Origin of the sequence: Bacillus sp. FSL K6-0993 (genome assembly GCF_037977205.1) — a bacterium.
GTDB classification, from domain to species: domain Bacteria; phylum Bacillota; class Bacilli; order Bacillales; family Bacillaceae; genus Bacillus; species Bacillus subtilis.
Genome location: NZ_CP150275.1, coordinates 1,067,615 through 1,089,172, shown reverse-complemented (window position 1 = coordinate 1,089,172; position 21,558 = coordinate 1,067,615). Strand labels below are relative to the sequence as shown.

Here is a 21,558-nt window from a genome sequence, read left to right as displayed (position 1 = left end):
ATTGGCTTTTTATTATCCGTTCACAATTGTTCCGCCATTGACGTGAATCGTCTGTCCTGTGACGTATGTGGAATCGTCGCTTGCAAGGTATAGATAGCTTGGCGCCACTTCGACCGGCTGTCCCGGGCGTTCCATCGGCACGTCTGAACCAAACACTTCCACGTCTTTTGCGGCAAAGCTGGCCGGGATAAGCGGTGTCCAAATGGGACCCGGTGCCACTGCATTGACCCGTATGCCCTGCTGAACAAGCGACTGGGAAAGAGACCTTGTAAACGTAACGATCGCGCCTTTTGTCGCTGAATAATCAATCAGCGTTTTATTGCCTTTATAGGCGGTAATTGAAGCGGTATTAATAATAGAGCTCCCTTTTTTTAAATGAGGCAGCACTGCCTTTGTTAAGTAAAACATGGAAAAAATGTTTGTTTGGAAGGTTCTGATCAGCTGGTGGCTGGTGATTTTTTCAATGCTGGGCTGGACATGCTGCTCAGCTGCATTGTTAACCAATATATCAATGGATGGAAACACTTGGCTTGCCTGCGCGACCACATCATTGCAAAACGCTTCATCCCCGACATCTCCTGCAATCAGCAGGCATTTTACCCCTTCCTTTTCTACATACTGCTTTGTTTCCTCGGCGTCCTGATGTTCATTCAAATACACAATGACCACATTAGCCCCTTCTTTTGCGAATAACACCGAGACAGCGCGTCCAATCCCGCTGTCTCCTCCAGTAATAATAGCGGTTTTGCCCTCTAATTTTTTCGCTTTCTTCGGCTTATCAAAAACCGGACGCGGGTCCATGAGATATTCAAAACCAGGCTGCTGGTTCTGGTGCTGAGGCGGTAATGTTTTCTTTTTTTGATTCGCCAATGAAATCACTCCTTTTCAACCTTATTATGTTATGAACAATGCCTGCTTCCTATGTATGAAAAGATAGAATATGGAAAAATTAAGAATAAATCTGATTGGAGGTATAACGGCTTGGCTAATCAACATTTTGCAAAGGAAGCACCTGAAACATACTGGAAAACATCAACTGACCTGCCTTCTTTTCCTGCGCTTCAAGAGGACACTGAATGTGACGTCACCATTATCGGAGGCGGGATTACAGGAATCACAACGGCATATGAACTTACGAAGAGAGGCTTCCGTGTCGTTTTGATTGAAGCAAATCAGGTTCTTAACGGAACCACTGCGCATACAACTGCTAAAGTTACCGCACAGCATGACATGATATACGACGAATTTATCCGCAATTTCGGATTAAACCATGCGAGGCTTTATTATGAAGCAAACCAAAACGCAATTGATTACATAAAAGGCATTGTGGATGAACATCAAATTGATTGTGAATGGATCGAGCAAGACGCATATCTTTATACGGCAAATGAAAACGCTGTTCAAAAAATCCGCACCGAGCATGAGGCATACACAAAGCTCGGAATTGAAAGAGACCTTATCAAGGATCTTCCAATTCCCTTAGGTTCTAAGCTGGCGCTTGTCATGAAGAATCAAGCTCAATTTCATCCGCTTCAATACTTAAAAGCGCTTCTGGAGCAAATTGTTCAAAAAGGCGGCCGAATTTATGAAGAGACCGTTGCGCTTGATATCAAAAAAGGCGAAAGGCCCGAAGTGGTAACCAAAAGCCGGCACGCTATTAAGAGCCGCTTTATCATATGCTGTTCCCACTTCCCTTTTTATGACGGAGGCGGATTATATGCTGCGAGAATGTACTCCGACAGATCTTATGTCCTTGCCATCAAGCCGAAGATCGAGTATCCCGAGGGCATGTATTTGAGTATCGATCAACCGTCAGTGGCGCTCCGCTATACGGTTGTAAACGGTGAAAAGCTGATTCTCTTCAGCGGAGTAAGCCATAAAACAGGCCAGGGAAAAGACATGTCTACACATTATGAAACACTAAGACAACTGGCCGAAAGCACCATCGGCATCGAAAGCATTCCATATTATTGGTCCACCCAAGATCTAGTGACGATCGACAAAATCCCGTTTATCGGGCCGATGTCGGAAAATGAGGACAATATTCTAGTAGCGACCGGGTTCAAAAAATGGGGCATGACGTCCTCAGCAGTCGCAGCTACTTTATTGTCAGACCTTGTGGAGAAAAAAGACAATCCATACGAAAGCATTTTCACTCCGTCCCGTTTCCATCTGAATCCCGGGTTGCAGAAAGTGATTTCCTACAATGCCGATGTCGCCAAGCATTTGATTAAAGGAAAGCTTGAAAAGCCTGATGTCCAATTTGAAGACATTTCGCCAGGAGAAGGGAAAGCCGTCACCATAAACGGTAGGCGAGCGGGAGCATTTCGGGATGAGACAGGCTGCCTCCATCTCGTTGATACGACTTGTACCCATTTAGGCTGCGAGGTCGAGTGGAACGACAGTGAGCATACGTGGGATTGTCCGTGCCACGGATCACGCTTTAAGCCATCTGGCGAAGTTGTAGAGGGTCCGGCCATTAAACCATTAAAACAAATAGATCTCGATTAAACCGTTCATTTTAATGAACGGTTTTTCAAATATTTTTCATCTGCAGCTTCATTCATGTTTCCCTTGGCCGATAAAAAAGAAAAAGGCTTAAAAAGCCAAAAAGTAAAAATTATATTTTTCCCAAGGGGGATCATTGTATTGTTATTTAAAAAAGACAGAAAACAAGAAACAGCTTACTTTTCAGATTCAAACGGACAACAAAAAAACCGCATTCATCTCACAAACAAACATGCAGATGTCAAAAAACAGCTCAAAATGGTCAGGTTGGGAGATGCTGAGCTTTACGTGTTAGAGCAGCTTCAGCCACTCATTCAAGAAAATATCGTATGCATCGTTGATGCGTTTTATAAAAACCTTGACCATGAAAGCTCATTGATGGATATCATTAATGATCACAGCTCAGTTGACCGCTTAAAACAAACGTTAAAACGGCATATTCAGGAAATGTTTGCAGGCGTTATCGATGATGAATTTATTGAAAAGCGTAACCGAATCGCCTCCATCCATTTAAGAATCGGCCTTTTGCCAAAATGGTATATGGGTGCGTTTCAAGAGCTCCTTTTGTCAATGATTGACATTTACGAAGCGTCCATTATAAATCAGCAAGAACTGCTGAAAGCCATTAAAGCAACAACAAAAATCTTGAACTTAGAACAGCAGCTTGTCCTTGAAGCGTTTCAAAGCGAGTACAACCAAACCCGTGATGAACAAGAAGAAAAGAAAAACCTTCTTCATCAGAAAATTCAAGAAACCTCTGGATCGATTGCCAATCTGTTTTCAGAAACAAGCAGATCAGTTCAAGAGCTTGTGGACAAATCTGAGGGCATTTCTCAAGCATCCAAAGCCGGCACTGTAACATCCAGCACTGTTGAAGAAAAGTCGATCGGCGGAAAAAAAGAGCTAGAAGTCCAGCAAAAACAGATGAACAAAATTGACACAAGCCTTGTCCAAATCGAAAAAGAAATGGTCAAACTGGATGAAATCGCGCAGCAAATTGAAAAAATCTTCGGCATCGTCACAGGCATAGCTGAACAAACAAACCTTCTTTCGCTCAATGCATCTATTGAATCCGCCCGCGCCGGAGAACACGGCAAAGGCTTTGCTGTCGTGGCAAATGAAGTACGGAAGCTTTCTGAGGACACGAAAAAAACCGTCTCTACTGTTTCTGAGCTTGTGAACAATACGAATACACAAATCAACATTGTATCCAAGCATATAAAAGACGTGAATGAGCTAGTCAGCGACAGTAAAGAAAAAATGACGCAAATTAACCGCTTATTCGATGAAATCGTCCACAGCATGAAAATCAGCAAAGAGCAATCAGGCAAAATCGACGTCGATCTGCAAGCCTTTCTTGGAGGGCTTCAGGAAGTCAGCCGCGCCGTTTCCCATGTGGCCGCTTCCGTTGATTCGCTTGTCATCCTGACAGAAGAATAACCATCAAAAACCGGTCTGCCATACGGCCGGTTTTTTTGCGTTCATTATGTAAACTTAAATTAAAAATCAGTTGACATAATAATTACCTGCATTTATTGTATAACCATATTTGATTACTGTTTGGAGGATTTCACATGCTGAAATTAATCGACATGATGCATATTGCTATTTTCACCGCACTGATGGCAGTGCTCGGCTTTATGCCCCCTCTCTTCTTATCCTTTACACCTGTTCCGATTACATTGCAAACGCTTGGTGTCATGCTGGCAGGCAGCATCCTCAGGCCAAAGTCTGCTTTCTTAAGCCAGCTTGTCTTTTTGCTGCTCGTCGCCTTCGGAGCGCCGCTGTTGCCCGGCGGACGAGGCGGTTTTGGTGTGTTTTTCGGACCGAGCGCAGGCTTTTTGATTGCTTATCCCCTCGCTTCATGGCTTATCAGTTTAGCCGCTAACAGGATGCGGAAGGTGACAGTATTGCGTCTCTTTTTCACTCATATTGTATTCGGCATCATCTTTATTTATCTGCTTGGTATACCGGTACAAGCTTTTATCATGCATATTGATTTGTCACAGGCCGCCTTCATGAGCCTTGCATATGTGCCCGGTGATTTGATAAAAGCGGCTGTATCTGCATTTCTGGCGATAAAAATCACTCAAGCCTTGTCTCTTTCTGATACGATGTTTACGAAAGGAGGCTGATTTTATGACAATTACTCATACCTATTCATCTATTGCCGCAACATCGCCCGGGCGTGTGGCGATCCAGACTGAATCGGAGCAAATCACGTACCAGGATTGGGATCGGCTTGTCTTTCAAACCGCAAATTGGCTGCGGTCACAGCCGAGCATGCCGAATCGTGTGGCGATCCTGCTCCCAAATAGTCTGGCGTTTTTACAGCTGTTTGCCGGAGCCGCAGCGGCTGGATGTACGGCAATTCCCATCGACACACGCTGGAGCCCGGCTGAATGCAAGGAGAGGCTGTCCATAAGCAATGCGGATCTTGTGGTTACTTTAGCCTTTTTCAAAAACAAACTGACAGATAGCCAGACACCTGTTGTTTTTCTGGATAACTGTATGGCAGATATTTCTGAAGCAGCCGCTGATCCCTTGCCTACCATTGATCCGGAGCACCCTTTTTATATGGGATTTACATCGGGCTCGACAGGAAAACCGAAGGCCTTTACGCGATCTCACCGCTCATGGATAGAGAGCTTTACCTGTACAGAAACAGATTTTTCGATTTCATCAAATGACACGGTATTGATTCCCGGGACGTTAATGTCCTCTCACTTCTTATACGGGGCAGTCAGCACTTTGTTTCTCGGAGGAACCGTTTGTTTGCTGAAAAAGTTTTCTGCTGCCAAAGCGAAGGAATGGCTGTGCCGTGAATCCATCAGTGTTCTCTATACCGTACCGACGATGACAGACGCCCTCGTAAGGATTGAGGGTTTTCCCGACAGTCCCGTCAAAATCATTTCATCCGGCGCAGACTGGCCGGCAGAATCCAAGAAGAAGCTTGCCGCTGCATGGCCTCATCTCAAGCTGTACGATTTTTACGGCACATCAGAGCTTAGTTTTGTGACGTTTTCTTCACCGGAAGACAGCAAACGGAAGCCGCAGTCAGCGGGCCGCCCTTTTCATAATGTCCGGATCGAAATCCGCAACGCTGGAGGAGAACGCTGTCAGCCAGGGGAAGTCGGAAAAATATTTGTCAAAAGCCCGATGCGGTTTTCCGGCTATGTTAACGGCAGCACACCAGATGAATGGATGACTGTGGATGATATGGGCTATGTTGATGAGGATGGCTTTCTATACATATCAGGAAGAGAAAACGGGATGATCGTGTACGGAGGATTAAATATTTTCCCAGAAGAAATTGAACGTGTGCTTCTCGCCTGCCCAGAGGTTGAAAGCGCGGCTGTCGTTGGCATTCACGACGAGTATTGGGGAGAAATCGCTGTAGCTGTCATTCTTGGAAACGCTAATGCCAGAACACTGAAAGCCTGGTGTAAACAGAAATTAGCCTCCTATAAAATCCCGAAAAAATGGGTGTTTGCAGACAGCTTGCCGGAAACGAGCAGCGGAAAAATTGCCCGTTCCAGAGTGAAAAAATGGCTAGAAAAGGGACGTACAGTATAAATGAATGCCGTTATTGTTGATGCAAAACGAACGATCTTTGGAAATCAAAACGGACTGCTGAAGCCCTTCCTGCCGGAGGATTTGGCGGCTCCCATCATCCGCTGTCTCAGCCGAAAGCTAGAGGATCAAATTGACGAGGTCATTCTCGGAAATGCTACCGGCAGAGGCGGCAACCTCGCCAGACTGTCAGCCCTTCAAGCTGGACTGCCTTTATCGGTTCCCGGAATGACAATTGACAGACAGTGCGGCTCCGGCCTTGAAGCTGTGCGCTATGCCTGCAGCCTTATTCAAGCGGGAGCCGGCACGATGTATATCGCGGGCGGCTCAGAAAGCAGCAGCCAATCCCCTTTTTCAGAACGGGCCCGCTTTTCTCCAGATGCCATCGGCGATCCCGACATGGGAATCGCAGCAGAATATACGGCAGCACGTTATTCCATCAGCAGAAACATGCAGGATGAGTACGCGCTTCTCAGCCATCAACGCAGCAGGAACGCGCATGATGGAGGATTTTACCGTGAAGAAATTGTTCCTCTCGGGGAATTGGAGACAGACGAAGCATTTTTGAAAACACGTCCGATAAAAGCGATTATTCCCCGCGCAAAGCCGGTTTTCGACACCAGCTCCGGAACAGTCACAGCAGCCAACAGCAGCGGCATAGCAGACGGAGCAGCGGCTCTTTTGGTAATGAAAGAAGAAAAAGCGGCAGCCCTGGGACTTAAGCCTGTTCTCCGGTTTATCGGCAGCGCAGTCAGCGGGATTCACCCCAACTATCCGCCCGCGGCACCGGTTGATGCGATCCGTAACCTCTTATATACACACGATGTAACACCTGAGGATATCGGTTTATTTGAAATCAATGAAGCCTTTGCCGTCAAAATTTGTGTCTGCTCGCAAGAACTCTGCATTCCCTTTTCAAAAATCAATGTGCGCGGCGGCGCATTAGCTCTTGGCCATCCATACGGTGCATCAGGTGCAGCTCTGGTAACCAGATTGTTTTATGAAGCGAAAAGACGGACAGACTGTCAATATGCTGTTGCAGCCATCGGAAGCGGCGGCGGAATCGGGCTGGCGTTATTATTTGAAGTTCTTGCATAGGCTTTTTCATAGGATGCACGCTTTCGATTTAGTATAATAGTGATATGAATAAAGTCAGGAAGGGGATTTTATGACAGCCGTTTGCTTAGTAAGACATGGAGAAACCGATTGGAACCTGCAGCAAAAATGCCAAGGCAAAACCGATATTCCGCTAAACGCAACAGGTGAACGCCAAGCAAGAGAAACCGGAGAATATGTAAAGGACTTTTCTTGGGATATTATCGTGACGAGCCCGCTGAAAAGAGCGAAAAGAACCGCGGAAATTATTAATGAATATCTGCATCTTCCGATTGTCGAGATGGATGATTTTAAGGAGCGCGATTACGGCGACGCGGAGGGCATGCCGCTGGAGGAACGGACAAAGCGCTATCCGGATAACATCTATCCGAATATGGAAACGTTAGAAGAACTCACTGACAGGCTGATGGGCGGTTTGGCAAAAGTGAACCAGGCGTACCCAAACAAGAAGGTACTGATCGTGGCGCACGGTGCGGCAATTCACGCACTGCTGACGGAAATATCGGGCGGTGACCCGGAGCTTCAAAGCACGCGCCTCGTCAACGCCTGCCTCAGCAACATTGAATTTGCAGAAGAAAAATGGCGGATAAAAGACTATAATATCAACAGCCACTTATCCGGCTTTATCAAATAAGAAAAAGACAGGTGTTTGCCTGTCTTTTCTTTTATTTCTTATCAGCCGGCATCTCTTTTTGAAGCTCGTCCAAAATGGCATTCGCCCCGTCTACACTGCGGCGCAAAGACCACACCGCACGGTCCACGTGGTATACATGCCCATTTTTCACTGCCTTCAGCTTTTTCCAAAGGACATTCTTTTCGATCGGGCGTTTACCGTCGGCGTCGAGGTCATCTGTTTTTCCTGTCATCAGGATGATCACATCCGGATCTGTTTTCAGCAGCTGCTCCAGTGTCATTTTCATATTCACAGAGTCGCCGCCATTGCTTGAATCGCTATTACCTGACGTACTGATTGCATATCGATAGCCGACCTGTGTTAAAAGTCTTGATGTAAAGAAGTTTTCATCCCTGGCCATAATCGTATCATTTGTATTTCCGATCAAAAGCACGGACTGGCTGTTCGCGCTGATTTTCTGCTTTGTCTCGCTAAGCTTTTCTTCATGCGCCGTCAGCTTTTTCTCCATTTCCTTCTCCTTGCTGACTGCTTTTGCAATCGTAAGTGAAGCGTCAATTGTATCCTGATAATCTGCATTTAAATTATTAAGCGCAATCGTCGGCGCTATTTTTTTCAGCTGATCGTACACCTTCTTATGCCGGGTCGTGTCAGCAATAATTAAATCGGGTTTTAATGAAGCGATTTTTTCCATGCTTGGCTGTGAGCGAGTGCCGACAGATGTGTAGCCGTCAATTTTCTTCAGCACATCCTTGTTGATCAGCTGCTTCGCTTTGTTGTCATCGGCAACCCCGACAGGCGTAATGCCGAGATCAAGCAGTGTATCAATAAAACCAAGCTCAAGAACAACAACCCGCTTCGGATGCTCAGGCACATCTGTCTTCCCTAAATCATGTGTTACCGCCACTTTATGTTCTTTACTGTTTTGATTGCCGCTTGAAGACGAGCAAGCAGCCGTTAAGACAGAAAGAAGTAAAACTGTAAGAATAATCAGTGTTTTTTTCATATGTTCCAGTCTCTCCTGTTGGTAGTTTCTATGGTTAAGATGTCCAAGAGTAGTATAACACGGAATGAGAATCATTATCACCAATTATTTTAAAATGAGAAGAGAAAGTTCGGCTTACAGGAAAATCTTGTTTCGCGACACAGCAGTTCAGCAGCTGATCATCCTGTCCACAAAAAAGCTTGCAGAAAAATAACATTCTCTGCAAGCTGATCCTGTTAAAGCTTCACAATCACTCTTCCTTGAATGCGATTTTGCAAAATATCTTTTAACGCACCCGGCGTTTCTTCCAATGATACTTCCCTGTCCACGATGGTCAGCAGCTGATCAGGCTTGAGATCAGAAGACATGCGCTCCCAAACAGCGGCTCTGACGTCCATCGGACAGTATACTGAATCGATTCCGAGCAGGCTTACTCCGCGAAGAATAAAAGGATACACCGTTGCCGGAACTTCTCCTCCTCCGGTTAAGCCGCTCACCGCGACAGATCCGCCGTATTGAATTTTGCTTAAAAGCGAGGCAAGCTGTTTTCCGCCGACTGGATCAACCGCTCCCTGCCATTGCTGCTTGGACAGCGCCTTAAGCGTTCCGTCATAGACATCTTCCCTGCTGATTACTTCGCTTGCACCGAGCTGTTTCAAATAATCAGCCGCCTCCCGGTTTCCGGTGCTTGCCACCACATCATAGCCCCGCTTGTTCAGCATCGATACCGCAATTCCGCCGACACCGCCAGTTGCTCCTGTGACTAGCACGCTGCCTTTTTCCGGAGACAGACCGTTCTGTTCAAGCCGATGCACTGATAACGCCGCAGTAAATCCCGCCGTTCCGTACACCATCGCTTCTTTTAACGAAAGATTCTGTGGCAAAGGCACCAGCCAGTCACCAGGCACCGAAGCGTATTCACTTAATCCGCCATCACGGGAGACACCGAGCTCATAGCTTGTCGCGATCACCTCATCCCCCTCCGCAAAACGCGGATCATTGGAAGAGACGACCGTACCCGCAGCATCGATGCCTAAAATAAGCGGATACTCTCTGACAATATTGCCTCCTGCTTTTCCGGCCAGACCATCTTTGTAATTGATGCCGGAATAAGCAACTTTAATCAGGACACCATCCTTCGGCAAATCCTCTGTTGATATGGTTTTCACATGGACTGAAACATCATCGGCATTTTTTTCTGCCTGCAATGCTTGAAATAACGTTGACATTCGGCACACTCCTTTTCATTTATATCGTAACCGAAGAACGTTCAAAAAACCAAATCATCAAGCCGCCATTTTCACTTCGCCGGCACATTGAGACGATAATGGACAAATGCGGTATCCTCTTCATAGCCGTTTTGCTCATACAAGCTTCTTGCCTTCCGGTTGTGGTGCTCAGTCTGAAGTGCTAAACATTTTGCCCCCCTGCATAATCCTTTGCGGCAGAAAGCAGCCAGCCACCGGCTCCCTTTGTACGCGCCTGAGGAACGACAAATAAGTCATTTAATATGTAGATCCTTTTCATTGACACAGAAGAAAACGTTGGATAGAGCTGGGTAAAGCCTATGAATTCTCCATTTTCTTCTGCTATCAAAATAACAGACTCGTGATTTTCCAAACGAGCTTTCAAAAAAGCCTCTGCCCCTTGCAAATCGGATGCCTGTCTATAAAATTCCCGATATTGGTTAAACAACGGCGCAATGGCGGCCACATCTGATGTCTTTGCTTGGCGAATGTTCATCTCATTTCTTCCTCCCTCTTCTATCCCTAATAGAATTTTCTGTAAAACTTATTTTCCAGAATACTTTTATCATCATGCATTGAAAGAATATCACGATAATATCCATTGTTCTCACGGAAACACATGCAGGTCATTTGAACGAATTTTTTCGACAGGAATTTGTCGGGACTCAGGAGCATTTAACCTAAAAAAGCATGACATTTCAGCATAATGAACATTTACTCATGTCTATTTTCGTTCTTTTCTGTATGAAAGTAGTTATTTCGAGTCTCTACGGAAATAACGAGAGATGATATACCTAAATAGAGATAAAATCATCTCAAAAAAATGGGTCTACTAAAATATTATTCCATCTATTACAATAAATTCACAGAATAGTCTTTTAAGTAAGTCTACTCTGAATTTTTTAAAAGGAGAGGGTAAAGAGTGAGAAGCAAAAAATTGTGGATCAGCTTGTTGTTTGCGTTAACGTTAATCTTTACGATGGCGTTCAGCAACATGTCTGCGCAGGCTGCCGGAAAAAGCAGTACAGAAAAGAAATACATTGTTGGATTTAAACAGACAATGAGTGCCATGAGTTCCGCCAAGAAAAAGGATGTTATTTCTGAAAAAGGCGGAAAGGTTCAAAAGCAGTTTAAGTATGTTAACGCAGCCGCAGCAACATTGGATGAAAAAGCTGTAAAAGAATTGAAACAAGATCCGAGCGTTGCATATGTGGAAGAAGATCATATTGCACATGAATATGCGCAATCTGTTCCTTACGGCATTTCTCAAATTAAAGCGCCGGCTCTTCACTCTCAAGGCTACACAGGCTCTAACGTAAAAGTAGCTGTTATCGACAGCGGAATTGACTCTTCTCATCCTGACTTAAACGTCAGAGGCGGAGCAAGCTTCGTACCTTCTGAAACAAACCCATACCAGGACGGCAGTTCTCACGGCACACATGTAGCCGGTACGATTGCCGCTCTTAATAACACAATCGGTGTTCTGGGCGTAGCGCCAAACGCATCGTTATATGCAGTAAAAGTTCTTGACTCAACAGGAAGCGGCCAATACAGCTGGATTATTAACGGCATTGAGTGGGCTATTTCCAACAATATGGATGTTATCAACATGAGCCTTGGCGGACCTTCTGGATCTACAGCTCTGAAAACAGTCGTTGATAAAGCAGTTTCCAGCGGTATCGTCGTTGCTGCCGCTGCCGGAAACGAAGGTTCATCGGGCAGCACAAGCACAGTCGGCTACCCTGCAAAATATCCTTCTACCATTGCGGTAGGTGCGGTAAACAGCAGCAACCAAAGAGCTTCATTCTCAAGCGCAGGTTCTGAGCTTGATGTAATGGCTCCTGGCGTGTCCATCCAAAGCACACTTCCTGGAGGCACTTACGGTGCTTACAACGGAACGTCAATGGCGACTCCTCACGTTGCCGGAGCAGCAGCGCTAATTCTTTCTAAGCATCCGACTTGGACAAACGCGCAAGTCCGTGATCGTTTAGAAAGCACTGCAACATATCTTGGAAACTCTTTCTACTATGGAAAAGGGTTAATCAACGTACAAGCAGCTGCACAATAATAGTAAAAAGAAGCAGGTTCCTCCATACCTGCTTCTTTTTATTTGTCAGCATCCTGATGTTCCGGCGCATTCTCTTCTTTCTCCGCATGTTGAATCCGTTCCATGATCGACGGATGGCTGCCTCTGAAAATCTTCACAAGCACCGGAGGATTAACCTGGCTCAGCCCCGTCACGGCCAAATCCTGAAACGTTTTAACAGCGGCTTCTCTGTTCTCTGTCAACTTGATCCCATACTGGTCAGCCTTATTCTCCTGATAACGCGAGACAGCATTAGAAAAAGGCGTCACCGCAAAGCTCAAAACAGAAAACAAAAGCAATAACAGCGGAAGTGCCGCAAGATCATGCCGCCCTTCTAAATGAAACATGCTGCGGGTTAGGCGAACCGTCCGCTTGTAAAGCTTATCAATGACATAAAATCCAGCGAGCGACACGAGCAAATAGCCGGCCAGTCCGATATAGACGTGCTTCATGACATAATGGCCCATTTCGTGGCCCATAATAAACAGAATTTCTGAATCGTCAAGTTTGTTCAGCGTCGTATCCCACAATACAATCCGTTTGTTGGCCCCAATTCCTGTAACATAGGCATTCAGCGCATTTGTTTTTTCTGACATGTTCACTTCATATACATGATCAGCCGGAATATTGGCTTCATCTGCCAGCTCTAAAATTTTGCTTTCAAGCTCTTTGTTTTTCAGCGGATAAAAATCATTGTATAAAGGATCGATAATGACCGGCTGAATAAAAAACAGAAAAAGCGAAAACGGCACTGTTAACAGCCAGGCGTATAACCACCATTTTTTTTCATGCCTTTTGATCAGCCAATAAAAAACGAGAACGCAAAGCGTAAAGATTGGAAAGCTGATCCAAAAGCTGATAACCTGATCCTTAGCCCAGCTGGCCGTTGTCTGTGTGGAAATGTTATAGTCAAGCGATACTTGATATCCTATCCAATCTAAAGGCAGCGTCACCAATGTTGTAATCAGCAAAAGCACAAACACAAAACCAACGGTCTGCAAAAACCGAAAAGACACGGCCGCTTCCATCCATTTCTTAATTTTCTTTGAAACACCGCTGACCAGCAGAACAAAAAACAGAAACCAATCAAGTGGTACCCCGATAAAAAATAAAAAATTCTTGACATTCGAATACTGCTCGGCCACTGCCAACTCAGACGGCTTCATGAAAGAAGCCGGATCAGCCTGCGTCCCTTTCACGGCTTCCGGTATTGCGGAATCACCCGACAGGAAAAAATACCAATAAAAAAACAGCCCGTACAGCACGTAAGCAAGTCCTGCTGCCGCAATCCACTTGCGCATAACGCCTCACTCCTCACATCAACCCGTTACTTCTATTCTAATCATAAATTCAAATTCTTAGAACCAAGCTGTGTTCCGCACTTTTCCACCCTTTTAAGCATGGAAAGCCCGATCGCTGGGAAAACTAACAATGTTTGGAGTGATGAAAATGAAAAAAATAGTGGCAGCCATCGTGGTAATCGGTCTTGTGTTTATAGCATTTTTCTATCTTTACAGCCGATCAGGCGATGTGTATCAATCGGTAGACGCGGATTTGATCACACTGTCTTCAAGCGGCCAGGAAGATATCGAGATTGAAAAAAGACAGCACGTCAAAGATATGCTGGATATTATGAATCAGGGAAAACAGGTGAAGACAGAAAAAACATCAGCCCCTGATTACGAAGGGACAATCAAGTTTCATAAAGACCGGTATGACTCATTCAGACTATGGATTGACGGCAGCCAGCAAGCCGTTTTTTTGAAGGATGGCACATACTACAAATTAAGCAAAAATGATACAAAGGCGCTGCTAAATATTATTAAAAAAGAAGCAAAGGATTGAAAATGAAAAAGCGAAGCTAACCGCTTCGCTTTTTCATTTTATTGGGGCAAAATATCTCTCAGTGCCCGTCTGAGCATTTTCCCCGTCGCATTTTTCGGAATATCGTCAAGAAACGTAATGGCGGCAGGCCGCTTGTATTTTGCCAGATGCTTTTCACAGTGCTTCATGATGTCCTCTTCTGTTACCCCAGAGCGTTTCGGCACCACATATCCCTTTACCGCTTCCCCGCTTTGGGGGTCCGGCACGCCGATGACAACCGCCTCCTTGACGTCCGGATGGCTGTACAGCACCTCCTCCACCTCCCGCGGATACACATTGTATCCTCCTACAATGATCATGTCTTTTTTCCGGTCAACAATGTAAAAATAGCCGTCCTCATCCCGTCTTGCCAAGTCCCCCGTATAAAGCCAGCCGTCTTTTAAGGCATGCTCTGTTTCCATCGGCATTTTATAATAGCCCTTCATCACGTTGGGGCCTTTCACGATCAATTCGCCGACCTGGTGAGCGGGCAGCTCGCGTCCGAGCGGATCTACGACCTTGTTTTCGACATGTAAGATACTTGTCCCGATGGAGCCCGGCTTTCTGCCCCTGTCAAACGGGTTAAAGCACGTGACGGGTGATGCTTCCGAGAGCCCGTAGCCTTCCAAAATGGTAACACCGAATTTTTCTTCAAACGCCGTCAGCAACGCGACTGGCATGGCCGCGCCTCCCGAAATGCACAGCCGGATGGAAGAAAAATCATCTTTCTTTCCGTTTTCATGCTGAAACAAGTAATTATACATCGTAGGTACACCGGCAAAAATGGTCGCCTGCTGCTGCTTAACAAGCTTAAAAACAGATGCCGGACTGAATTGAGGCTCAATCAAGACAGTTGCGCCGCTCATCAGCGGTGCATTCATGCAGACGGTTAAACAAAACACGTGAAACATGGGAAGAGCGCAGACCACATTGTCCTTCTCATCCATTCCCAAATAGCCTGCGACATCGTTGGCATTGCTGTACAAATTCTGATGAGTCAGCATCGCGCCTTTCGGTTTTCCAGTCGTTCCTGACGTATATAAAATAACCGCGGTATCATCAGGGACAAGTTCTTGGTTTTGTTTAGCGGCAGATGTCGGCCGCAGTATTTTTGCAAACGTTGTCATTTTCATCCTGACCTCTGGGTCCGCAGCTTCCGGCTCTGCCTCCCCCGTCTGGCATAAAATGACGAGCTCAACCTTTGGCAGCGATTCATTCATGCTCTCATAAAGCGGCAAAAGCTGGCTAACGCCCACGATCGCCTTTACATCACCATTTGTCAGCATATAACCAATTTCTGTCGGCGTGTACAACGGATTGATGGGAACAACCACGATCCCAGCTTTTAAAGCGCCAAAAAACGCGATGATAAAATCAGGCGAATTGCCAAGCAGCAAAGCTAGATGGTCCCCTTTCTCCATACCGGCTTCCTGAAGGCCGTCCGCAAATCGCTGAATATGTTCATTCAGCTCTTGATACGTCATCTTGTGATCTTTAAACTTGCATGCGATGCTGTCGGGCTTCTCAGATGCTGTTTCTTCCAATTTTGAAACAAGATTCATTCTCCCACCCCTTAAAGTGAATGAATAGTCATTCATTATTGAAGCCAAGCTTTCTCCTCCATTATAGAGAAACAGAAAAAAACACTCAAGAGCAAAAAGCCCTGAGTGTCAGTACTGTCATAGTTTCTTCAATGCTTCGGCAATCGGCGTATCTCCTTCTGTCAGATCAAAGGCCCGATTTTCCGTATTCTTCTCATCTAAAGAGGCAATGACCGTTTTTGCAACGTCATCACGGGAAATAAATCCCCGCTCCAGATCCTTCGCTGCTGAAACAGTTCCCGTTCCAGGCTCATTGCGAAGGCCTCCCGGACGGATAATCGTATAGGTTAAACCGCTCGCTACCAGAATTTTATCAGCATAATGCTTGGCCACATAATAAGGTTTGAGTGCCTCATTCCAATTTTCACGGTTATGGGCTTGCAGGGCGCTGACCATAATAAACCGTTTGATTCCGGCAATGTCCGCAGCTTCAATGGCTTTTGCCGCTCCATCAAGATCCACCAGCAGCGTTTTATCATAGCCTGTGCTGCCGCCGGAACCGGCTGTGAAAATGATCGCGTCACAGCCTTTTGCCGCAGCGGCGATTTCTTCCGGGCTGCCCTCCAGATTCGCAAGCACAGCTTCTGCACCGGCAGCTTCAAGAGACGCTTTCTGTTCTTCTTTTCTGACCATCGCTCTGATGGAATGATCAGGATTATCTTGGAATAAAGAGACGAGTCTTTGCCCGATTTGTCCGTTCGCTCCGATTAAAAACACTTTCATGTGAATCCCTCCTGCCTCCATTATTTCAAAAACACAACCGCTCTTTCAAACGATGTGTTTTGCCTTAATAAATCAGATCAAGGAAATCCTCTTTCGTAATGTTCCCAAAGTAATGCTTGAGATTCACACCTTCGAGCACATCAGCGATGACGCTGCGTTCGTATTGTTTTCCGACCAGCAGGTTTTCAATTTCAGATACATCACCGACACCAAAGAAATCTCCGAAGATTTTGCAGTCCTCGATTTTGCCTTTCTTGACTTCCAGGCGCAAATCGATCGATCCAACCGGATAACGCTTCGAATGATTAAGGTTAAATTTCGGCGAGCGGCCGTAGTTCCAATCCCAATTCTGATAGCGCTCTTTCGAAATTTGATGAATGGTCTCCCAATCTTTTTCCGTCAGCTTATACTCCGGCACGTTTCCAATGTCGTTTGTGTTAAAAATATGGCGAAGCAAATGGCTGCGGAATTCTTCGGTGGTCATTTTATCATCGAGAAACTCACTGATGTTTGCCACTCGGCTTCTGATCGATTTGATGCCTTTTGATTCAATTTTATCCTTTTTCACCTTTAATGCTGATACAACATGATCAATGGCTGAATCAAACATGAGGGTGCCGTGGCTGAAAATACGGCCTTTCGTTGCAAACTGAGCGTTTCCGGATATTTTCCGGCCATCTACTACAATGTCGTTCCGGCCGCTTAATTCGGCTTCAACCCCAAGCTGATGTAACGCCTGAATCACCGGCTCAGTGAATTTTTTAAAGTTATGAAAGCTGTCCCCGTCATCCTTGGTAATAAAGCTGAAGTTCAAGTTCCCCAGATCATGGTACACAGCGCCCCCGCCTGATAAACGGCGGACGACGATAATCCCGTTTTCCTCAACATATTTTGTATTGATTTCTTCTATTGTATTTTGGTTTTTCCCAATGATAATAGACGGTTGATTCACATAAAAGAGCAAATATTGCTGTTCAGGGTCTAAATGCTTGACACAGTACTCCTCGATAGCAAGATTGATCCGCGGATCATTGATATTTTGATTGTCTATAAATAACATGGTGCTCCTCCTTTATCCTTCCCACACAAAACCTGATTTCGCAATATTCACTTCTCCGTTAAAAACGGTTTTCGCTTCTTTGCGAAGGTTGTCATGCACGCCAAAATGCGGCAAATGTGTCAGCAGCAGTTCTCCCGCTCCCGCTTCGTTTGCAATGCGCCCGGCTTCCAGGCTGTTCATATGGCCTGCACTTGTTCCGTCTTGATCGGCATAAAAATTGCATTCCGAGATCAATAAATCAGCATCTTTCGAAAACGGTATAAATGAATCCTGATAGCTGGAATCAGCAGTATAAACGACAGTGTGGCTGCCGTCAGTAATCCGCATGGCATAGCACGTCACCGGGTGAATCGTTTTTAAAAAGGTGATCGTAAACGGACCGGCAGTCAGCGGCTGATCCGGCTGATAGGCGATCCCTTTTGTATGTGTTTTATATGTAAGCTTTTGAAACTGTTCTATATCAGCATCATGTGCGTAAATCGGAAGCGTATGCTCTCCTTTGCCGAGAAACGAACCGACTTGCTTGGCAAATTGAAGCGGCCCGATATCAGCGATATGGTCATGGTGATAATGAGACAGAACGACCGCATCCAGCTTTTCCGCCGGCACATATCCGAACAGCTTAGACAATACGGCACTGCCGCAATCAACAAGCAGAGAGTAATCACCTGATTGAAACAAATAGCCTGACGTCGCTTCATTTGCGGCCGGAAAACCGCCATAGCATCCGATAACTGTAACTTTCATAATGTCCTCCTATCTTTTCAAAAAAATTGATCCTCCTTCAATATACCCATTTTTCTTGAAAAAAGCATGTTTTAAACATTGTATCAAAACAGTTATTGATTTTTTCAATCTGTTATATTACAATGAAATCACTACAAAGGGGAAAGAGGGATTGGTTATGCTGGGGAAAATCACAGAATTTTTTAGAAACCTGCCTTCGAAAAAGTGTGCGGAATGCGGAAAAAAGATAGAAGAGCAGCATGAGTGCTATGGTAATATCTGCAATGACTGTATAAAAGTAAACGATTTGTAATGAGCGAAAATCCCGCGCCTTACGCGTGGGATTTTCTTATTTTTTCACATATCTCTTAATTTTGAAATAATAGTCAGGTTAGGTCAAAGCTCACCTGTTTTTAGATAATTCTGGTGATTATCATAATGTCATTGAATATTCTTTATTTTCGAAATATAATTTACTATAGACGAATTGATTTCTTATCTATTATAATTTGATCTAATAGTGAGATTAAATATATGTCTATTCATGATATATGTTGATACTTTGTTTTTTGGGAGGTAATCTATGAAAAGAATTAAGTTTGGATTAGCCACACAAATATTCGTTGGACTTATTCTAGGTGTCATTGTTGGCGTCATTTGGTATGGCAACCCAGCATTGCCTACTTACCTGCAGCCAATCGGGGATCTCTTTTTACGCTTAATCAAAATGATAGTGATTCCTATTGTTGTCTCCAGCTTAATCATCGGTGTAGCCGGTGCAGGAAATGGAAAGCAAGTCGGTAAATTAGGCTTCAGAACGATTCTGTACTTCGAGATCATCACGACTTTTGCCATTATTCTCGGACTAGCCCTTGCAAACATCTTCCATCCGGGTACAGGAGTTAATATACACGAAGCTCAAAAATCGGACATCAGTCAATATGTTGAAACTGAAAAAGAACAAAGTAATAAATCAGTGGCGGAAACGTTCCTCCATATTGTGCCGACAAACTTCTTCCAGTCATTGGTCGAAGGGGATCTTCTAGCCATCATCTGCTTTACAGTACTATTTGCATTGGGTATTTCCGCGATCGGTGAAAGAGGCAAGCCTGTATTAGCCTTTTTTGAAGGTGTATCCCATGCCATGTTCCACGTTGTAAACCTTGTGATGAAAGTGGCGCCATTCGGCGTTTTCGCTCTTATCGGAGTGACTGTGTCTAAATTCGGACTCGGTTCTCTTATCTCTCTCGGAAAGCTCGTCGGATTGGTTTATGTCGCGCTTGCTTTCTTCTTAATTGTTATTTTCGGGATTGTCGCAAAAATTGCCGGCATCAGCATCTTCAAGTTCCTTGCTTACATGAAGGACGAAATCTTACTGGCGTTCAGTACGTCCAGCTCTGAAACGGTTCTTCCGCGCATTATGGAAAAAATGGAGAAAATCGGATGTCCGAAAGGCATTGTTTCCTTTGTTATTCCGATCGGTTACACGTTTAACTTAGACGGTTCCGTTCTCTATCAATCTATTGCCGCACTCTTTTTAGCACAGGTATATGGCATTGATTTGACGATTTGGCACCAAATTACGCTTGTGCTCGTCTTAATGGTGACATCTAAAGGGATGGCTGCCGTGCCTGGTACTTCTTTTGTTGTCTTGCTTGCAACGCTTGGCACCATCGGCGTTCCGGCTGAAGGACTTGCCTTTATTGCCGGCGTAGACCGCATCATGGATATGGCACGTACAGTTGTCAACCTGACTGGTAACGCGCTTGCTGCCGTTGTGATGTCTAAATGGGAAGGCATGTTTAATCCTGCGAAAGCAGAAACTGTTATGTCCCAATCGAAAACAGAACAAAACGCAACCATTTCTGGTTAATGAAAAGCCTGCGGGGTTCTTGCCCCGCAGGCTTTTTTTAATCTTTAACGAGCACAAACAGCTCTGTAATCAAAACAGTATCCTCATTCAGCTCCAGTTCACCGCTTTTGATCAGTTCCGCCCATGCCATCTGATGATCCTCTTGAAACTCCTCAATTCGGTCTCCATTGCCCTCTCCTTTGACTAACCTCATATCAGGCGCACCAAAGCTGGTTTCAAAGACATCTGTTACTTTTATATTGCATCTTGGATTGTCATGTTTATCATAAACGGTAACAAGCTGACCCGCTGTTTGATAAACGTCCCTCAATTCATCTTTTGAATACAATGATTTCGGCGCGCACGTGGCGGTTTTTTCTCCGGCAAGGATCTGCTGAATCAGCTGTTCTCCCAACCCGTCATCACCTTCCCAGCCGAATGTGCTTTTCAGCTTATAAATCTTCATTGGTCCTCCCCCTTATACCATTGGTGACTGTACATAGTAATACAGAAGCTTAGCGGTATGGCGAAGAGATGATTTATGGGTGCGTTCAAATGCATGGGAAGCATCAATTCCCGGCCCTATGAGGCCATGCACAATATCATGCCCGGATTTGATCGCTGCTGACGCATCAGACCCGTAGTACGGATATATATCAAGCTTATAGTCGATATGATGCTTCTCGGCTAATTGAACTAAATGCTTTCTGAGCTGATAATGATACGGCCCGCTCGCATCCTTCACACAGATTGATACTGAATACTCATCTGTCGCCTGCCCGTCACCGATAGCCCCCATATCAACCGCCAAATATTCAACTGTTTCAGGAGGAATATTCGAATTTCCGCCGTAACCGATTTCTTCATTATTTGAAATAAGAAAATGGGTTGTATACGGCAGCTCAATGTCTTCTGTTTGAATTTGATGAATTAAGCGGAGCAATAAGGCGACGCTTGCTTTGTCATCCAAATGGCGCGATTTAATAAATCCGCTTGATGTGATCTCGACACGTGGATCAAACGACACAAAGTCTCCGACGCCAATGCCAAGCTCCTCCGTATCTTTCCGGCAGTGAACAGGTTCATCTAGGCGGATCTCCATATTCTCTTGATTCCGCTCAGCCTTTCCCGCGTCTTTGTATACGTGCACAGACGTTTGATGCATTAAAATTGTGCCTGTGTACGTTTTTCCCGAGGCGGTTTCAATTTGGCAATACTCCCCCTCAATCGAGTTGTAGCGGAACCCGCCGATTAAGTCGATTTTCAGCCGGCCGTCCGCTTTAATCTCCTTCACCATAGCGCCGAGGGTGTCAACGTGCGCTGTCAGCATACGATGCCGGGATGTGTCGCGTCCTGGAAGCGTTGCAATTAAGCCGCCCTTGTGGTTCCGAACCGTTTCTACCTTCCATTCTTTTAAAAGGCTTTCAATATAATTGATCACCTCATATGTATTTCCTGTCGGGCTTGGGATCGATACAAGTTCTTTAATGAGCTCCATCGTTTTACGTACGGACGTCATAGGGCATTCCTCCTTTTATTTTCTACTTAAAATATACTCTTTTCCCGAGGGACCCGTCCAATCTTTTC

The 21,558-nt window shown here is 45.2% G+C and carries 20 protein-coding genes and 1 pseudogene; 10 read left to right on the top strand and 11 right to left on the bottom strand.

Annotation, left to right across the window (positions count from 1 at the left end; genetic code table 11):
- Positions 1-12: 12 nt before the first annotated feature.
- Positions 13-870: an SDR family oxidoreductase gene (locus MHH79_RS05640; RefSeq protein ID WP_015483049.1), complete on the bottom strand. Its 858-nt coding sequence runs from the start codon at positions 868-870 to the stop codon at positions 13-15.
- Between the two features lie 111 nt (positions 871-981).
- On the opposite strand from MHH79_RS05640, the gene MHH79_RS05635 reads away from it, so the two are divergent.
- The 6 genes from MHH79_RS05635 to phoE all read left to right on the top strand — a co-directional run bounded on the left by MHH79_RS05635 (position 982) and on the right by phoE (position 7,831).
- Positions 982-2,511, top strand: coding sequence for an FAD-dependent oxidoreductase (locus MHH79_RS05635; RefSeq protein ID WP_181218753.1), 1,530 nt, complete (start codon positions 982-984; stop codon positions 2,509-2,511).
- A 138-nt stretch (positions 2,512-2,649) separates the two neighbouring features.
- Complete coding sequence (gene hemAT / locus MHH79_RS05630; protein ID WP_309529742.1) at positions 2,650-3,948, top strand: heme-based aerotactic transducer HemAT; 1,299 nt, start codon at positions 2,650-2,652, stop codon at positions 3,946-3,948.
- 134 nt (positions 3,949-4,082) lie between these two features.
- Positions 4,083-4,643 (top strand): biotin transporter BioY, encoded by a 561-nt coding sequence (locus MHH79_RS05625; protein WP_015383271.1) that lies wholly within the window; start codon positions 4,083-4,085, stop codon positions 4,641-4,643.
- A 4-nt stretch (positions 4,644-4,647) separates the two neighbouring features.
- Positions 4,648-6,084, top strand: coding sequence for an acyl-CoA synthetase (locus tag MHH79_RS05620; protein ID WP_063334993.1), 1,437 nt, complete (start codon positions 4,648-4,650; stop codon positions 6,082-6,084).
- The gene (locus tag MHH79_RS05615; protein WP_063334992.1) at positions 6,085-7,179 is read left to right on the top strand and encodes an acetyl-CoA C-acyltransferase; all 1,095 of its coding nucleotides are present in this window, start codon (positions 6,085-6,087) and stop codon (positions 7,177-7,179) included.
- A 70-nt stretch (positions 7,180-7,249) separates the two neighbouring features.
- Positions 7,250-7,831, top strand: a complete 582-nt coding sequence (gene phoE, locus MHH79_RS05610) for a phosphatase PhoE (protein ID WP_003233157.1) — start codon at positions 7,250-7,252, stop codon at positions 7,829-7,831.
- Between the two features lie 31 nt (positions 7,832-7,862).
- Here the strand turns inward: phoE and MHH79_RS05605 are convergent, their stop codons facing one another.
- The 3 genes and pseudogenes from MHH79_RS05605 to MHH79_RS05595 form a co-directional block, all read right to left on the bottom strand.
- Entirely contained in the window at positions 7,863-8,834 is a 972-nt protein-coding gene (locus tag MHH79_RS05605) for an ABC transporter substrate-binding protein (protein ID WP_063334991.1), read from the bottom strand.
- Positions 8,835-9,049: 215 nt separating this feature from the next.
- Entirely contained in the window at positions 9,050-10,042 is a 993-nt protein-coding gene (locus MHH79_RS05600) for an acryloyl-CoA reductase (RefSeq protein ID WP_003233163.1), read from the bottom strand.
- A gap of 71 nt (positions 10,043-10,113) precedes the next feature.
- Positions 10,114-10,556: pseudogene (locus MHH79_RS05595) on the bottom strand (GNAT family N-acetyltransferase).
- Positions 10,557-10,982: 426 nt separating this feature from the next.
- Here MHH79_RS05595 and aprE point away from each other — a divergent pair.
- Positions 10,983-12,128 carry a subtilisin AprE gene (gene aprE / locus MHH79_RS05590; protein ID WP_046340224.1) on the top strand — a complete coding sequence of 382 codons (1,146 nt, stop codon included), beginning with the start codon at positions 10,983-10,985 and terminating at the stop codon, positions 12,126-12,128.
- 38 nt (positions 12,129-12,166) lie between these two features.
- Here aprE and MHH79_RS05585 read toward each other — a convergent pair whose 3' ends face one another.
- Positions 12,167-13,447 carry a M48 family metallopeptidase gene (locus MHH79_RS05585; protein ID WP_309529743.1) on the bottom strand — a complete coding sequence of 427 codons (1,281 nt, stop codon included), beginning with the start codon at positions 13,445-13,447 and terminating at the stop codon, positions 12,167-12,169.
- Between the two features lie 148 nt (positions 13,448-13,595).
- Between MHH79_RS05585 and MHH79_RS05580 the strand changes: the two genes are divergently transcribed.
- Complete coding sequence (locus MHH79_RS05580; RefSeq protein WP_003245187.1) at positions 13,596-13,991, top strand: hypothetical protein; 396 nt, start codon at positions 13,596-13,598, stop codon at positions 13,989-13,991.
- 38 nt (positions 13,992-14,029) lie between these two features.
- On the opposite strand, the gene lcfB is transcribed toward MHH79_RS05580, so the two are convergent.
- The 4 genes from lcfB to MHH79_RS05560 all read right to left on the bottom strand — a co-directional run bounded on the left by lcfB (position 14,030) and on the right by MHH79_RS05560 (position 18,140).
- Positions 14,030-15,571 carry a long-chain-fatty-acid--CoA ligase LcfB gene (gene lcfB, locus MHH79_RS05575; protein WP_309529744.1) on the bottom strand — a complete coding sequence of 514 codons (1,542 nt, stop codon included), beginning with the start codon at positions 15,569-15,571 and terminating at the stop codon, positions 14,030-14,032.
- A gap of 117 nt (positions 15,572-15,688) precedes the next feature.
- The gene (locus tag MHH79_RS05570) at positions 15,689-16,333 is read right to left on the bottom strand and encodes an SDR family oxidoreductase (protein ID WP_015483041.1); all 645 of its coding nucleotides are present in this window, start codon (positions 16,331-16,333) and stop codon (positions 15,689-15,691) included.
- A gap of 64 nt (positions 16,334-16,397) precedes the next feature.
- Positions 16,398-17,393 carry a lipoate--protein ligase LplJ gene (gene lplJ / locus MHH79_RS05565; RefSeq protein ID WP_014479356.1) on the bottom strand — a complete coding sequence of 332 codons (996 nt, stop codon included), beginning with the start codon at positions 17,391-17,393 and terminating at the stop codon, positions 16,398-16,400.
- A 12-nt stretch (positions 17,394-17,405) separates the two neighbouring features.
- Entirely contained in the window at positions 17,406-18,140 is a 735-nt protein-coding gene (locus MHH79_RS05560; protein ID WP_047182374.1) for an MBL fold metallo-hydrolase, read from the bottom strand.
- Between the two features lie 157 nt (positions 18,141-18,297).
- Here MHH79_RS05560 and yhfH point away from each other — a divergent pair, with 157 nt between their 5' ends.
- Together yhfH and gltT are read left to right on the top strand one after the other, a co-directional pair.
- Positions 18,298-18,432 (top strand): protein YhfH, encoded by a 135-nt coding sequence (gene yhfH, locus MHH79_RS05555; RefSeq protein ID WP_003244802.1) that lies wholly within the window; start codon positions 18,298-18,300, stop codon positions 18,430-18,432.
- Positions 18,433-18,702: 270 nt separating this feature from the next.
- On the top strand, positions 18,703-19,992 hold the full coding sequence (gene gltT, locus MHH79_RS05550) for a glutamate/proton symporter GltT (RefSeq protein WP_003245579.1): 1,290 nt from the start codon (positions 18,703-18,705) through the stop codon (positions 19,990-19,992).
- A 37-nt stretch (positions 19,993-20,029) separates the two neighbouring features.
- Here gltT and MHH79_RS05545 read toward each other — a convergent pair whose 3' ends face one another.
- Positions 20,030-20,437 (bottom strand): ASCH domain-containing protein, encoded by a 408-nt coding sequence (locus MHH79_RS05545; protein WP_015383260.1) that lies wholly within the window; start codon positions 20,435-20,437, stop codon positions 20,030-20,032.
- Positions 20,438-20,449: 12 nt separating this feature from the next.
- On the bottom strand, positions 20,450-21,490 hold the full coding sequence (locus MHH79_RS05540; protein ID WP_038428732.1) for a M42 family metallopeptidase: 1,041 nt from the start codon (positions 21,488-21,490) through the stop codon (positions 20,450-20,452).
- Between the last annotated feature and the right edge of the window lie 68 nt (positions 21,491-21,558).